The organism is Pseudomonas sp. FW305-E2 (assembly GCF_058782925.1).
In genome coordinates this window covers 27,249-41,510 of record NZ_JBYSYE010000011.1, presented here as the reverse complement: position 1 = coordinate 41,510, position 14,262 = coordinate 27,249, and the positions used below count along the sequence as shown (strand labels likewise).

General features: G+C 63.1%; 13 protein-coding genes. 6 read left to right on the top strand and 7 right to left on the bottom strand.

All coding sequences use genetic code 11. The annotated features are described in order from the left end of the window. Nucleotides 1-21: 21 nt before the first annotated feature. Together ycaC (AC3WLP_RS11795) and AC3WLP_RS11790 are read right to left on the bottom strand one after the other, a co-directional pair. Complete coding sequence (gene ycaC / locus AC3WLP_RS11795) at nt 22-648, bottom strand: isochorismate family cysteine hydrolase YcaC (RefSeq protein ID WP_003253573.1); 627 nt, start codon at nt 646-648, stop codon at nt 22-24. 73 nt (nt 649-721) lie between these two features. Continuing rightward, complete coding sequence (locus AC3WLP_RS11790) at nt 722-1,084, bottom strand: helix-turn-helix domain-containing protein (protein ID WP_012054076.1); 363 nt, start codon at nt 1,082-1,084, stop codon at nt 722-724. 180 nt (nt 1,085-1,264) lie between these two features. Between AC3WLP_RS11790 and AC3WLP_RS11785 the strand changes: the two genes are divergently transcribed. The 3 genes from AC3WLP_RS11785 (at nt 1,265) to AC3WLP_RS11775 (ending at nt 5,220) form a co-directional block, all read left to right on the top strand. After that, complete coding sequence (locus AC3WLP_RS11785) at nt 1,265-2,251, top strand: GlxA family transcriptional regulator (RefSeq protein WP_014861340.1); 987 nt, start codon at nt 1,265-1,267, stop codon at nt 2,249-2,251. Between the two features lie 198 nt (nt 2,252-2,449). Then, complete coding sequence (locus AC3WLP_RS11780) at nt 2,450-4,237, top strand: monovalent cation:proton antiporter-2 (CPA2) family protein (protein WP_070096541.1); 1,788 nt, start codon at nt 2,450-2,452, stop codon at nt 4,235-4,237. A gap of 689 nt (nt 4,238-4,926) precedes the next feature. Continuing rightward, nucleotides 4,927-5,220 carry a hypothetical protein gene (locus tag AC3WLP_RS11775; protein ID WP_012054079.1) on the top strand — a complete coding sequence of 98 codons (294 nt, stop codon included), beginning with the start codon at nt 4,927-4,929 and terminating at the stop codon, nt 5,218-5,220. Between the two features lie 176 nt (nt 5,221-5,396). Here the strand turns inward: AC3WLP_RS11775 and ycaC (AC3WLP_RS11770) are convergent, their stop codons facing one another. Beyond that, nucleotides 5,397-6,026: an isochorismate family cysteine hydrolase YcaC gene (ycaC, locus tag AC3WLP_RS11770; protein ID WP_010955763.1), complete on the bottom strand. Its 630-nt coding sequence runs from the start codon at nt 6,024-6,026 to the stop codon at nt 5,397-5,399. A gap of 228 nt (nt 6,027-6,254) precedes the next feature. Between ycaC (AC3WLP_RS11770) and AC3WLP_RS11765 the strand changes: the two genes are divergently transcribed. From AC3WLP_RS11765 to AC3WLP_RS11755, 3 genes are all read left to right on the top strand, one after another. Next, a complete protein-coding gene (locus AC3WLP_RS11765) occupies nt 6,255-7,166 on the top strand; it encodes a LysR substrate-binding domain-containing protein (RefSeq protein WP_010955764.1) in 912 nt (303 codons plus the stop codon). Nucleotides 7,167-7,373: 207 nt separating this feature from the next. Then, nucleotides 7,374-8,636, top strand: coding sequence for an OprD family porin (locus tag AC3WLP_RS11760; protein ID WP_088512608.1), 1,263 nt, complete (start codon nt 7,374-7,376; stop codon nt 8,634-8,636). A 1-nt stretch (nt 8,637) separates the two neighbouring features. Then, on the top strand, nt 8,638-10,236 hold the full coding sequence (locus AC3WLP_RS11755) for an MFS transporter (RefSeq protein ID WP_088512609.1): 1,599 nt from the start codon (nt 8,638-8,640) through the stop codon (nt 10,234-10,236). Nucleotides 10,237-10,449: 213 nt separating this feature from the next. Here the strand turns inward: AC3WLP_RS11755 and AC3WLP_RS11750 are convergent, their stop codons facing one another. The 4 genes from AC3WLP_RS11750 to AC3WLP_RS11735 all read right to left on the bottom strand — a co-directional run. Further along, nucleotides 10,450-12,432: an amidohydrolase gene (locus AC3WLP_RS11750; protein ID WP_080756744.1), complete on the bottom strand. Its 1,983-nt coding sequence runs from the start codon at nt 12,430-12,432 to the stop codon at nt 10,450-10,452. A 199-nt stretch (nt 12,433-12,631) separates the two neighbouring features. Further along, entirely contained in the window at nt 12,632-13,450 is an 819-nt protein-coding gene (locus AC3WLP_RS11745) for an alpha/beta fold hydrolase (RefSeq protein ID WP_003253555.1), read from the bottom strand. A 40-nt stretch (nt 13,451-13,490) separates the two neighbouring features. Continuing rightward, nucleotides 13,491-13,799: a putative antibiotic biosynthesis monooxygenase gene (locus AC3WLP_RS11740; RefSeq protein WP_012054082.1), complete on the bottom strand. Its 309-nt coding sequence runs from the start codon at nt 13,797-13,799 to the stop codon at nt 13,491-13,493. 117 nt (nt 13,800-13,916) lie between these two features. After that, the coding region (locus AC3WLP_RS11735; protein ID WP_492576158.1) for an isochorismatase family protein at nt 13,917-14,262 on the bottom strand (346 nt) is incomplete at its 5' end.

Here is a 14,262-nt window from a genome sequence, read left to right as displayed (position 1 = left end):
AGAGGTCAGTACAGGTTTACATCAACGCGAGGCCAGCGCCGCGTAGCTGTTCATCAGGTTGCGGTAGTTGGGAATACGCTGCGACAGCAGGTTACCCAGCCCTTCGATGTCGTTGCGCCAGTCGCGGTGCAGTTCGCAGGCCACCGAGAACCAGTTCATCATCTGCGCACCCGCCTGGGTCATGCGCACCCAAGCCGCTTGCTGCACGGTTTCGTTGAAGGTGCCCGAGGCATCGGTCACCACGAACACTTCAAAGCCTTCCGCCAGCGCCGACAGGGTCGGGAAGGCGACGCACACATCGGTCACCACACCGGCGATGATCAGTTGCTTGCGGCCCGTGGCCTTGATTGCCTTTACGAAGTCTTCGTTGTCCCAGGCGTTGATCTGGCCCGGACGGGCAATGTAAGGCGCATCCGGAAACATTTCTTTCAGCTCGGGCACCAGCGGGCCATTCGGGCCTTGCTCGAAGCTGGTGGTGAGGATGGTCGGCAGGCCAAAGAACTTGGCCAGGTCGCCCAAAGCCAGCACGTTGTTCTTGAACTCATTGGGCGAAAAATCCTGCACCAGCGAGATCAGGCCGGTCTGGTGGTCGACCAGCAGCACCACGGCGTCGTCTTTGTTCAGGCGCTTGTAATCGGGTTGGCTCATGGGGGTGACTCCTTGGGTTGGGATAACGGGCCGGCACTGTCCGCAAGGGGTTATACCGGTGGATAGCTTCGGCTTAAGAAAGTACCTGCGCCTGCCGCCAGGCCTTGGGTGGCTGGCCGACCAGGCGGCTGAAAGCGCGGGTGAAATGGGCCTGGTCACAAAAGCCGCATTCCAGGCTCACATGGGTGATAGGCGCCTCGGTGGCGAGCAAGCGCTTGGCCTTTTCCATGCGCGCCAGCAGGCGCCAGGCCTGCGGCGAAAGACCGGTGTTGACTTTGAAGGCGCGGGAAAAGTGGCTGCGTGTGAGGTTGCATACCGCAGCGATCTCAATGATCGACAACGGGCTGTGCAACATCAGCTCCTTGGCCCGGCGCAGCCGCGCGGGCGTGAGTGCGCCGGGGGTTTGCAGCGGCGCTTCGGGCGTCCCAGGGTACATGGCGACTCTCCTGTTCAATGCAGAAAGTCTCGCCCCCGGCACATGACGAAGTCCTGAGCCAAACCTGAATTGTTGTTAATTGTGTGCTGCTGGCCCTAGGCGTTTTGCCGATACCTTAAGATGCGTTTCGTATTCAGCTTCTGGCCGCTACCTGCGGCCGGCATTCAAGGCGACAGAGGCATGCAGGAAAAACCCGCCCACCGCACCGTGGCCATGGTGCTGTTCAACGATGTGCTACTGCTGGATGTCACCGGCCCCATGGATGCATTCGCCATCGCCAACCGGTTCTTGCCTGCAGAACGACAATATCGGCTGCTGACCTTGGCCGAGGGGCAAGCAGTGGTGCGCGGCTCATGCGGCATGAAGGTGGTGGCAGACCAGCGCCTGGAGGACTTGCCGGAGGCCGTCGACCTGTTGCTGGTGCCGGGCGGCCCAGGGGCCTATGACACCGCCCTGCCAGGGATTGAGCGCTGGCTGCCCAAGGCCGTACGCCAGGCGAAGCGCTTCGGCGCCATCTGTACCGGGGTGTTCCTGCTGGGGCGGGCCGGGTTACTGAATGGCTATCGCTGCACCACCCACTGGAATTACGTGGAGCGCCTGGCACAGGCGTTTCCCGAAGCCAAGGTGGAGACCGAGCAGATCTACGTGATGGACCGCTGCCTGATCACCTCGGGCGGTATCACTGCAGGGATAGACCTGGCACTGGCGGTGGTCGCCGAGGACCATGGCAAGGCGCTGGCCCTGGAAGTGGCCAAGGTACTGCTGGTTGCCCGCCACCGTCAGGGCGGGCAGACACCCTACGGGCCGTTGCTGGCTGCGGTACCACGCGATGACTCGCCGATTGCCCGGGTACAGGCCTATATCGTCGACCACATCGAGCAGGCGTTCACCGTGCAGAAAATGGCCGAACTGGTGGCCATGAGCGGGCGCAACTTTGCCCGGACGTTTCAGCGTGAGGTGGGCATTACGCCGCTGCAGTACCTGCAGAATGCGCGCATCGATCGTGCGCGCAAGCTGCTCGAATGCGGTGACCTGCCGATGAAGGTGGTAGCGGCGCAGTGCGGGTTTGGCAGTGACCGACACATGCGCAAGGTATTCTTTGAGCGAATTGGCATGACGCCGGCGCAGTATCGGGCACAGTTTGGTGGCGGTGAACAGTCGGATTAGCGCTGCCTTCTTCGCGGGCGCGCCCGCTCCCACAGAGATAGCACAGGCCTTGAGGCCAAGTAAGCGCCGGCACCGATTGTCACCCTGAACAGGACAATGTTTCTTCCCGTCAGATGATTGTCTGACCCCACCCCACCCCTCAGAATTGTCCGTCAAACTGTTCGAACGCTGCCCCGGCAGCTCATGGAGTACGAGCCAATGCCACACGAAGGCAGCCTTCTACAAACCGCGGTGATCTTCCTGCTTGCCGCCGTCCTCGCCGTCCCCCTGGCCAAGCGCCTGCAACTGGGTGCCGTGCTCGGCTACCTGCTCGCCGGTGTGGTCATCGGCCCGCAAGCACTTGGCCTGATTCGCGACACAGAAAGCGTGGCGCACATTTCCGAACTGGGCGTGGTCTTGCTGCTGTTCATCATCGGCCTGGAACTGTCGCCCAAACGCTTGTGGCTGATGCGCAAGTCGGTGTTTGGTGTCGGCACTGCCCAAGTGGTGCTGACCGGTGCAGTCATCGGCGCCATCGCCCTGTTCGGCTTCAGCCAGACGCTGCCAGCAGCCATCGTGCTCGGCTTGGGCCTGGCGCTTTCGTCCACCGCCCTTGGCCTGCAGAGCCTGGCCGAGAGCAAGCAGCTCAATGCACCGCACGGCCGTCTGGCGTTCGCCATCCTGTTGTTCCAGGACATCGCCGCGATCCCGCTGATCGCCTTGGTACCGCTGCTGGCCGCCAGTGGCCCGGACACCAGCCAAGGCGACAGCCTGCAACACGGCCTGAAGGTATTCGCCAGCATCGCCGTGGTGATCATCGGCGGTCGTTACCTGTTGCGCCCGGTGTTCCGCACCGTGGCCCGCACCGGCCTGCCGGAAGTGTCTACTGCCACCGCACTGCTGGTGGTGATCGGCACCGCCTGGCTGATGGAAGAAGCGGGTATCTCCATGGCCCTTGGCGCTTTCCTCGCCGGCCTGCTGCTGGCCGACTCGGAATACCGTCACGAGCTGGAATCGCAGATCGAACCCTTCAAGGGCCTGCTGCTGGGGCTGTTCTTCATCAGCGTGGGCATGGGCGCCAACCTGCGCCTGCTACTGGAAATGCCACTGGTGGTGCTGGGCCTGACCCTGTTGCTGGTGGCCGTGAAGCTGCTGTTGCTGATAGGCGTCGGCCGCTTGGTCGGCGGCCTGAACAGCGCCAGCGCCCTGCGCCTGGGCATGGTGCTGGCGGCCGGTGGCGAATTCGCCTTCGTGGTGTTCAAGCTGGGCAAGGACCAAGGCCTGTTCGATACCCAGACCTACGACCTGCTGCTGATGACCATTACCCTGTCGATGGCCATCACCCCGCTGCTGATGCTGGGTTGCGCCCGCGCCCTCAAACGCCCGCAACCGGCGCGTGAGGTTCCCGAGCAGTACAAACAGATCCAGACGGATACGCCGCGGGTGGTGATCGTCGGCATGGGCCGCATGGGCCAGATCGTCGCACGCATCCTGCGGGCACAGAAGATCCCGTTCGTTGCCCTGGAAACCTCGGTGGACACCATCGAGATGACCCGCATGTTCGAACAGGTGCCGGTGTTCTACGGCGACCCGCTGCGCCCGGAGGTGTTGCACGCCGCCAAGGTGGGTGAAGCGGAGTATTTCATCATCACCATTGATGACCCTGAAGCCGCCATTCATACCGCCGCACGGGTGAAGCGCCTGTACCCTCACCTGAAGGTGCTGGCCCGGGCGCGTAACCGCCAGCATGTGCACAAATTGGCGGATGTGGGCGCCGAGCCGATTCGCGAGACGTTCTACTCCAGCCTGGAAATGACCCGCCGGGCACTGGTGGGGTTGGGCCTGAGCGATGAACAGGCGGCGGACCGCATTGCACGGTTTACCCAACATGACGAAGAGGTGCTGGAGGCCCAGGGGCAAGTGCGTGATGACCGGGCCAAGGTGATGCAGACGGCCAAGGAGGCGCGGGTGGAGCTGGAGCGGTTGTTTGATTCGGATGCGGATTGAGGCCTTTTGGCGCATGCCTTGAGGGTTGTAGTGCCTGTAAGATCGAGCGCCGCCCGCGCGGCGCTTCGCGGGTAAACCCGCTCCTACATTTGTTTCGGGCCAATTATTCCTGTGGGACGCGCACGCGAGCCCCCCTGGCGCACGCCTCGATATCGCGTCGTACAAACAAGGCGGTCGCGCGCGCCTGGCACAGGAGGGACTGGCCAGAAACAAACGTAGGAGCGGGTTTACCCGCGAAGCGCCGCGCGGGCGGCGCTCGATCTCACGGGCGCCCAAAAACTATCGCCAGGCACCTGGAGGCCATCCTGCAATGTCCTGACGATCACCTCGCCGCCATGACGCGAACACACAAAAGCCATCACAAATCGCCTAATTATCAGCTGGGTCCTACTTCCCCGCGAACCATTTCCTACGTTCACGCCAATCCCAAGGAATTATCCTACACACCGTGTCGACGCCCGTCTGATTGTCCAGGGAAGGCCTGCTCTCTAGGCTAACCGGGTCGCTGTCGGTTCAGCGATCGGGTGTGGAAACCCGGATGTGATGAAGGGCTGCCGTTATGGCAGTTGTGCGCGTGAGGCCGTTTGGCCTACCGGCTTGCCTTCTCCCCGGTTTTCCACCCCGCGCACAACTGCCGCCTTCTGCGTGGAAACGGGTGGTTGCAGTTCAATCCTGGAGAAGGAATTGCCATGAAAAGAATCGTCCCCGATCCACCCCTCCCCAACACCACACAACGCTCTTTCAGCCGCTGCGATGCCGGCCATCCCCCATTGTTCACCGTAAACCCCGGCGTTTCCGCCCACGATGCCCTGGTGCATGTCGCCCAATACCTGCGCGGTGCCTACGACTGTGGCTACAAAGCCTTGGAGCATCTGGATGACACAGGCAAGAGCCTGTTCTGGAGCAACCTGAACGCACTCGAAATGGCAGAAGGGTTGGTTGAGGCATTGCTGGATGGGATTGAGTCACAGCCCATGAACTGAGTCGCCTGCACCGGCCCTTTCGCGGGCACGCCCGCTCCCACAGGTACTGCACTGGCGTTGAATCTTGCGCGATCCCTGTGGGAGCGGGCTTGCCCGCGAAGAGGCCGGTACAGCAAACAAAAAAGGCCGGCTCCCTATAGAGAGAGCCGGCCTTTGTGCGCGTTGCTGATAGTTGATTACTTACCCGCAGTCAGCGCGTTATAGCTGGTCATCAGGTTGCGATAATCCGGAATGTGGTTGGAGCAAAGTGCAGCCAGCCCTTCGACATCGTTGCGCCAGTCGCGGTGCAGCTCGCAGGCCACGCCGAACCAGGTCATCAGTTGGGCACCCGCCTGGCTCATGCGGTCATGCGCGGCATCACGGGTCATCTCATTGAAGGTGCCGGAAGCATCGGTCACCACGAACACCTCAAATTCTTCCTCCAAGGCCGACAGCGCCGGGAACGCCACGCAAACCTCGGTCACAACACCTGCAATGATCAGCTGCTTCTTGCCGGTCGCCTTCACCGCCTTGACGAAATCCTCGTTGTCCCAGGCGTTGATCTGGCCAGGGCGGGCAATGTACGGCGCGTCCGGGAACAGGGCTTTCAGTTCCGGCACCAGCGGGCCGTTGGGGCCTTGCTCGAAGCTGGTGGTGAGGATGGTCGGCAGGTTGAAGAACTTGGCCAGGTCAGCCAGCGCCAGCACGTTGTTCTTGAACTTGTCCGGCTCGATATCGCGCACCAGCGACAGCAGGCCAGCCTGGTGGTCGACCAGCAGTACGGCAGCGTCGTCTTTGTTCAGGCGGTTGTAGGTGAATTTGCTCATGGTCTGTGCTCCCAAGGGTTATGAATTTTTCAGCAATTCGGGGTGTTTCGCGTTGATGGGCACAGATTAAAATCATCACCTTTGCGGCGGTAGTTAGCAGAATCTGGCTTTAGCGTTCCGATTTATGAACGATGGATTTGTAGGGGCTGTGCCGGCCTCTTCGCGGCTAAAGCCGCTCCTACAAGCGAAGAGGCCGGCACAGGCAACCAAATACCCGGAGACCGATCATTGGAAGACCTCAACTCCCTCTACTACTTCACCCAGGTCGTCGAACATGGCGGCTTCGCCCCGGCCGGGCGGGCGCTGGACATGCCCAAGTCAAAACTCAGCCGGCGAATCGCCGACCTTGAAGACCGCCTGGGTGTGCGGCTGTTGAACCGCACCAGCCGCCACTGCTCGCTGACCGAAATCGGCCAGGCCTACTACAACCGTTGCCTGGCCATGCGCGTGGAGGCAGAGGGCGCAGCGGAGATCATCGAGCGCAACCGCAGCGAACCGCGCGGCTTGGTCCGCATCAGCTGCCCGACCACCCTGCTCAACTCCTGGGTCGGGCCGATGCTGACCCGCTACATGCTCAAGTACCCGCAAGTGGAGCTGTTCATCGAAAGTACCAACCGCCGTGTCGACCTGTTGCACGAGGGCTTCGATATTGCTCTGCGGGTGCGCTTTCCGCCGCTGGAGAACACTGACATGGTGATGAAGGTGCTGAGCAACAGCACCCAGTGCCTGGTCGGTCAACCTCAATACCTGGCGCAACTGCCCAAAGGCTTTGATCCGCAGCTGCTGGGCACGCTACCCAGCGTGCATTGGGGCAGTGCCCAGCGCGAGTACCAGTGGGAACTGTTCCAGGGTGAGGACAACAGCCGCAGCATCGTCATCCCGCATACACCACGCATGGTGACTGATGACCTGTTTGCCTTGCGCCACTTCGTGGTAGCCGGAGTGGGGATTGCACACTTGCCGCGGGTGGCGGTGCGTGAGGACCTGGCGGCAGGACGCCTGGTTGAGCTGATTCCAGACTGGCACCCGCGTTGCGGCATCGTGCATGCGATCTTCCCATCGCGACGTGGGTTGCTGCCTTCGGTGCGAGCGCTGATCGATCATCTGGCTGAGGAGTTCGCCATCAGCGACATGGCTTGAGTGCCTGGCTGGCTGAGCCGGCCTCTTCGCGGGCCTGCCCGCGCCCACAGGTACTGCACAAGGCTCGGGGCCGGTGGTGGCCCTGTAGGAGCGGCTTTAGCCGCGAAAGGGCCGGTACAGGTAATGCAAATCCCCACCCAGCACACCCTTACAAGACCTTGGGTCTACGCTTCTTCCACACTCCCGGATCATCCCCCGGAGCCCCTCATGATCCGCGCCACTCACGGACCAGGCCGCGCCCTGCTCGCCACCCTCGCCCTCTGGCCGGCGCTGAGCCACGCCGAGGCGCCCGGCTGGTCGCTGCTCAGCCGCAACTATTTCCTGCACAGTGACTTCCGCTCGCCCTCCGGCAGCGGCCAGAACTACCGCCAGGAATGGGCCCAAGGCTTCATCGGCGAGGTGCGTTCCGGTTTCACCGAAGGCACTGTCGGCGTCGGCATCGATGCCCATGGCTTTCTTGGCCTCAAGCTCGACGGCGGCCGCGGCCATAGCGGCACCGGCCTGCTGCCACGCGACAGCGATGGCCGCGCCGAGTCCGAGTACTCCAGCGCCGGTGCCGCGCTCAAAATGCAGTTAGGCAACACCCAACTGCGCTATGGCGAGATGATGGTGGAAACCCCGGTGTTCGACACCGGTGACAAACGCCTGCACCCGGAATACGCCACCGGCTGGTGGGTGGAAAACACCGACCAGCCCGACTGGCGCCTGCAGGCCGGGCGTTTCACTGCCTTCAACAACCAGGACAACAGCTCCACCCACGACGACTTCAGCGGCTACGGCGCGACCACCCACAACCGGGCCATCAGCCTGGCCGGTGCCACCTTCGCACCCAACGGGCCGTTCGGCGCCGCAGTGTATGCCGGGCAGCTGGAAAACACCTGGCGCCAGGCCTACCTCAACCTGAACCTGGCCGAGGGCAACTGGCGCCTGGACGGCAACCTGTACAAAACCCGCGACACCGGCAACGCCAGCGCCGGGGCGATCGACACCCTCGCCTACAGCCTGCTGGCCAGGTACAGCTTCGGCGCACAGGCGCTGAGCCTGGCCTACCAGAAGGTCGAGGGCGACACCCCGTTCGACTTCGTCGGCGGCGACGCCATCTACCTGGCCAACGCGATCAAGTACGCCGACTTCAACGGCCCTGGCGAGCACTCGTGGCAACTGCGCTATGACCTGAACTTCGCCACCCTCGGCGCGCCTGGCCTGAGCCTGATGGGCCGCTATGTCAGCGGCCGCGGCATCGACGGCAGCCATGCGCCTGCGGGCGGCGCCTATGTGAACCAGTACGGCGACGGCGGCAAGCACTGGGAACGCGACATCGACCTGAAATACGTGGTGCAGTCGGGGGCTGCCAAGGACCTGAGCCTGTCGTTCTCCCACGTCAGCCACCGCGCCAACCAGGCCCAGGCGGGCAATGATATCGACCGCATCTACCTGATCATCGAATACCCACTCAAAGGCAGCTTCTGACATGAGTACATCCCCTTCAGGTGCCTGGAGCCCGTTGCGTAACACCACCTTCCGCATGCTGTGGATCGCCACCATCGCCTCCAACATCGGCACCTGGATGCACGAGGTGGGCGCCGGCTGGCTGATGACCACGCTGTCGGCCAGCCCGCTGCACGTGGCGTTGATCCAGGTAGCCGGCTCGTTGCCGATGTTCTTCCTGGCCCTGCCGGCGGGCGCAGCGGCGGACATCGTCGACAAACGCCGCTACCTGTTGCTGGTGCAACTGTGGATGTCTTGCGTAGCGGTCGTGCTGGCGGCCCTGACCTTGCTCGGGATGATGAACGTCACCTTGCTGCTGGTGCTGACCCTGGCACTGGGCATCGGCACAGCGCTGATGATGCCGGCGTGGAGCGCACTGACACCGGAACTGGTGGGCAAGGAGGACCTGGCCAACGCGGTGGCGCTTTCCAGTGTCGGCATCAACGTGTCACGGGCCATCGGCCCGGCACTGGCGGGGGTGGTGGTGAGCATGGTCGGCCCGTGGCTGACCTTTGCCCTGAATGCCATCTCGTTTGCGGGTGTGATCCTGGTGTTGTTCCTGTGGAAGCGCGAGGTGAAGGAACCACTGCTGCCGGCCGAACGCTTCGTTGGCGCCATGCGCACTGGGCTGCGCTTTGCCCGCAGCGCCAAGCCTTTGCAGGCCGTGATGCTACGCGCGTTGGCGTTCTTTTTCTGCGCCAGCGCCGGCACTTCGCTGCTGCCGCTGATCGTGCGTGGCGAGATGCGCGGCACCGCAGCGGACTTCGGCCTGCTGCTGGCGGCCATCGGTATTGGCGCAGTGGCGGGTGCCACCTTGCTGCCGCGCCTGCGTGAGCGCATCAGCCGTGACCGCCTGGTGTTACTGGCCAGCCTGCTGTATGCCCTGTTCCTGCTGGCCCTGGCGCTGGTGCGAAACTTCTATGCGCTGCTGCCCGCGATGCTGCTCAGTGGCGCGGCGTGGATCGCGGTGCTGTCCAACCTGCAGGTGGCTGCACAGACTTCGGTGCCCGCCTGGGTACGGGCGCGGGCTTTGTCGGTATACATTCTGATCTTCTTCGGCGCCATGGCCTGTGGCGGCCTGCTGTGGGGCACACTGGCCAGCCATGCAACGATCACCTTCAGCCTGCTGCTGGCCGCAGGCGGCCTGGCGCTGGGTACCTTGCTGACCTGCAAGGTGGCGCTGCCGGAAACCGAGGCAGAGGAGCTGACGCCGTCGCTGCATTGGCCGGTGCCGGTATTGAGCGATGACATGGACAAGGAAGTCGGACCGGTGATGGTCACCGTCGAGTACCACATCGCCCCCACCAAGGCCGAGGCCTTCCAGCAAGCGGCACGGGAGCTGGAAGCGATGCGCAAGCGCAATGGCGCATTGTCGTGGGGGTTGATGCGGGACAGTGCTGATCCGGCGTTGTGGCTGGAGTTCTTCTTCGAGGAATCGTGGCTGGAGCATCTGCGGCATCACCACCGGGTGACCCGTGGTGAACTGAAGATCGAGGCGCGGGTCAGGATGCTGCAGACCGATGGGGTTGAAGTGCGGATTCGGCATTTGTTGGCTGGCGGGGAGCATAAGGCTCACCATTGATGCTGGCCTTTGCGGCCCTTTCGCTACAAGGACCGCGCAGCCCCCGTATGCGCGGGTTTACCCGCGAAAGGACCACAAAGGCCCCGTAGGTGCGGGTTACCTGCGAAAAGGCAGCAAAGGCCCTGTAGGAGCGGGTTTACCCGCGAAAGGGCCGGCACTGAAGACACAAAAAAGGGGCCAGATATTGGCCCCCGTTCTTCACATCAGCTCACCTTAGAAAGCGAAGCACGAACAGCCCAGCGCCCCCCAGAAGCCCTGGAAGTCATTGACCGGAACACTCGATTTGCGCGCCTTGTCATGGCTGTGTGCATGCACTCCGCACGGCCCCGAGCACTGGTGCACAGCGGCTGCCAACGATGGCGTACCAACGCGCCAGTGCCCAGGCACCTTGGTCACCGGCGACCACTCTGGCAGCACCGGCACCTGCGGCGGGCCAAGCTTGTCGAACTCGCCAGCACCGTACACCACCTTGCCATCAACGATGGTCAGCACCGACTCGATGCCCTTGATCGCCTCTTCATCGACACTGAAGAAGTCCAGCGACAATGCTGCCAGGTCAGCCAGCTGGCCTACCTTGATCTGGCCCTTCTTGCCTTGCTCGCTGGAGAACCAGGCGCTGCCCTGGGTGAACAGTTGCAGCGCGGTGTCACGGCTCAGGCCTTCCGGGTACAGCTCCATGCCACCGACCGTCTTGCCGCTGACCAGCCAGTACAGTGAGGTCCATGGGTTGTAGCTAGACACCCGAGTGGCATCGGTACCCGCGCCCACCGGCACGCCCATGTCGAGCATGCGCTTGATCGGCGGGGTCTGTTCGGCAGCCTTGGCGCCGTAACGATCGACGAAGTACTCACCCTGGAAGGCCATGCGATCCTGAATGGCAATACCGCCACCCAGCGCCCGCACGCGCTCGATGTTCTGGGGGGTGATGGTTTCGGCGTGGTCGAAGAACCACGGCAAGCCATTGAACGGGATGTCCCGGTTGACCTTTTCGAACACGTCGAGCATGCGCGTGATCGACTCGTTGTAGGTGGCGTGCAGGCGGAACGGCCAGCGCTGCTCGACCAGGTGGCGCACCACCGGCTCCAGTTCTTCTTCCATGGTCTGCGGCAGGTCCGGGCGCGGCTCGAGGAAGTCCTCGAAGTCGGCGGCAGAGAACACCAGCATTTCGCCCGCGCCATTGTGGCGCAAGAAATCGGTGCCGCTGTGCAGCTTGACGCTGGAGGTCCACTTCTTGAAGTCGTCCAGTTCTTCCTTGGGCTTCTGGGTGAACAGGTTGTAGGCGATGCGCACGGTCAGCTGGTTGTTGTCGGCCAGCTCCTGGATCACCGAGTAGTCATCGGGGAAGTTCTGGTAGCCGCCACCGGCGTCGATGGCGCTGGTCAGGCCCAGCCGGTTGAGCTCACGCATGAACTGGCGAGTGGAGTTGACCTGATACTCCAGCGGCAGCTTAGGCCCCTTGGCCAGCGTGGCGTAGAGGATCATCGCGTTCGGGCGGGCGATCAGCATGCCGGTCGGGTTGCCGAACTTGTCACGCTGGATTTCGCCACCTGGCGGGTTCGGGGTGCTCTTGTCGTAGCCGACGGCCTTGAGCGCAGCGCGGTTGAGCAGCGCGCGGTCATACAGGTGCAACAGGAATACCGGGGTATCGGGCGCAGCCTGGTTGATTTCTTCCAGGGTGGGCATGCGTTTTTCGGCGAACTGGAATTCGTTCCAGCCACCGACTACCCGCACCCACTGCGGGGTTGGCGTGCGCGCAGCCTGGTCCTTGAGCATGCGCAGGGCATCGGCCACCGACGGTACCCCTTCCCAGCGCAGCTCGAGGTTGTAGTTCAGGCCACCGCGGATCAGGTGCAGGTGCGAGTCATTGAGGCCCGGGATCACCGTGCGCTGCTTGAGGTCGATGATTTGCGTGGCGGCGCCCTTGTGGGCCATGGCCTCGGCGTCGCTGCCCACGGCGATGAAGCGGCCGTCCTTGATGGCGACGGCGGTCGCGGTGGGCTTTTCGCGGTCAACGGTGTGCAGTTTGCCGTTGAACAGAATCAGGTCGGCGGTCATGGAACCTCCTTGCGTGGATGCGTGAGCGGAACCGGCTTGGCCGGTAAAAGGCAATGCGGACCAGAGCGCGCCAGCGGCACCGAGCACAGTGCTGGTGGCGAGGAACTGGCGACGGGTCTTGTCGTTGCGATCCTGGGACATGGGCTTCTCCGACTAGGGGCCGGCAGGGGGACTGCGAAGCATGCCGGTTGATGCAAGGCCTGGGCTTGAATGGATGTGCGGTGGGTTGAAGAAGGTTAGTCCTGGTCAAGCTTTTTGCTGCCTGGGCCGGCCTCTTCGCGGGTAAACCCGCTCCTACAACGTCTGTAGGAACGGGTTTACCCGCGAATGTTTTCCACCATTACCGCTGAAGGAACGCCAGCAAGTCCTCATTCAGTTGCTGTGCATGGGTCACCGCAAACCCGTGCGGCGCCCCGGCATACACCTTCAGCTCGGCGCCGCGAATCAGCTCCGCCGCCTGCTTGCCGGTGGTCTCGAACGGCACGATCTGGTCGTCATCGCCATGGATCACCAACGTCGGCACATCGACCTTGGCCATGTCGGGACGGAAATCGGTCTCCGAGAAGGCCGTCACACAGTCCAGGGTGCCTTTGATTGACGCCATCAGCGCAATGTTCAGGGTCTGCGTCTGCACACCCTGGGACACCTGCTGCCCATGGTTCAGGCCGTAGAACGGCGTGGCGAAATCGGCGATGAACTGCGCGCGGTCGGCACGCAGGCCGGCCTGGATGCCCTCGAACACCGACAGGTCGACACCGTCAGGGTTGTCCTCACGCTTGCCGAACACTGGCGTCACCGCGCCCAGCAACACCAGCCCGGCCACCCGCTCGCTGCCGTGGCGGGCGATGTAGCGGCTGACATCACCGCCCCCCATCGAGAAGCCCACCAGGGTGACGTCGCGCAGGTCGAGGTGCTCGATCAGCTGGGCAATGTCATCGGCGAAGGTGTCGTAGTCGTAACCGTTCCACGGCTGGCTCGAGCGGCCGAAACCCCGGCGGTCGAAGGCGATGGCGCGGTAACCGCGGCTGGCCAGGAACTCCATCTGCGAATCCCACATGTCGGCATCCAGCGGCCAGCCGTGGCTGAACAGCACGGGCTTGCCGCTGCCCCAGTCCTTGAAATAGATCGAAGTGCCATCGCGGGTAACGAACGTGCTCATAGCGGTATCTCCTTGAAAGTGTCGAGGTGAAGGCGTCGGCTCAGCCGCGCAGCCAGTTGGCGCAGCGGCGGGTTACCCAAGGCATGATGTAGAACACCACGGGCAGGATGACGAACAGGTTGACGATCAGGTTGCCGGTGATCACGCCGCCCAGTTGCGGGAAGCGTGCAAACAGCGGCGCCAGCAGTTGCGGGATGACCATGGTCATCGGGCAGATCACCAGGTAGGTCAGCAGCGCCTGTTTCCAGCGCGGCGGTTGCGCTGCGGGGGTGCCCGGCGGGCTATCAAGCACCTTGTGTTGCAGGCATACGGTCACCACTTCGCGGTTGTCATGGAGTGCGGTGTTCATCGGCGTTCCTTGGGATGAGCTTGCCCGCATCCACTGTGCAACGGCGGACGGGCGCTGGATTGGATAGGTGTGCTGCCCTGGGCGGGCACCGATTGGCGGTGCCCGCGGCGTTTGCGCTTACTTGTTGGCGTTGAAGGCGTTGTAGCTGGTCATCAGGTTGCGGTAATCCGGGATGTGGTTGGAGCACAGTGCGGCCAGGCCTTCGATGTCGTTGCGCCAGTCGCGGTGCAGCTCACAGGCCACGCCGAACCAGGTCATCAGTTGCGCACCTGCCTGGCTCATGCGGTCGTGGGCGGCGTCGCGGGTCATGGCGTTGAAGGTACCGGAGGCATCAGTGACCACGAACACGTCGAACTCTTCTTCCAGGGCCGACAGGGCCGGGAAAGCCACGCAAACCTCGGTCACAACACCTGCAATGATCAGCTGCTTCTTGCCGGTCGCCTTCACCGCCTTGACGAAATCC

Bases quoted from the DNA above. Each gene is read 5' to 3' on its own strand.
- AC3WLP_RS11780 (WP_070096541.1), top strand. From the start codon at position 2,450: ATGCCACACGAAGGCAGCCTTCTACAAACCGCGGTGATCTTCCTGCTT.
- AC3WLP_RS11740 (WP_012054082.1), bottom strand. From the start codon at position 13,799: ATGAACACCGCACTCCATGACAACCGCGAAGTGGTGACCGTATGCCTG.
- AC3WLP_RS11750 (WP_080756744.1), bottom strand. From the start codon at position 12,432: ATGTCCCAGGATCGCAACGACAAGACCCGTCGCCAGTTCCTCGCCACC.
- ycaC (WP_003253573.1), bottom strand. From the start codon at position 648: ATGAGCCAACCCGATTACAAGCGCCTGAACAAAGACGACGCCGTGGTG.
- AC3WLP_RS11745 (WP_003253555.1), bottom strand. From the start codon at position 13,450: ATGAGCACGTTCGTTACCCGCGATGGCACTTCGATCTATTTCAAGGAC.
- AC3WLP_RS11755 (WP_088512609.1), top strand. From the start codon at position 8,638: ATGAGTACATCCCCTTCAGGTGCCTGGAGCCCGTTGCGTAACACCACC.
- AC3WLP_RS11760 (WP_088512608.1), top strand. From the start codon at position 7,374: ATGATCCGCGCCACTCACGGACCAGGCCGCGCCCTGCTCGCCACCCTC.
- ycaC (WP_010955763.1), bottom strand. From the start codon at position 6,026: ATGAGCAAATTCACCTACAACCGCCTGAACAAAGACGACGCTGCCGTA.
- AC3WLP_RS11785 (WP_014861340.1), top strand. From the start codon at position 1,265: ATGCAGGAAAAACCCGCCCACCGCACCGTGGCCATGGTGCTGTTCAAC.
- AC3WLP_RS11775 (WP_012054079.1), top strand. From the start codon at position 4,927: ATGAAAAGAATCGTCCCCGATCCACCCCTCCCCAACACCACACAACGC.
- AC3WLP_RS11790 (WP_012054076.1), bottom strand. From the start codon at position 1,084: ATGTACCCTGGGACGCCCGAAGCGCCGCTGCAAACCCCCGGCGCACTC.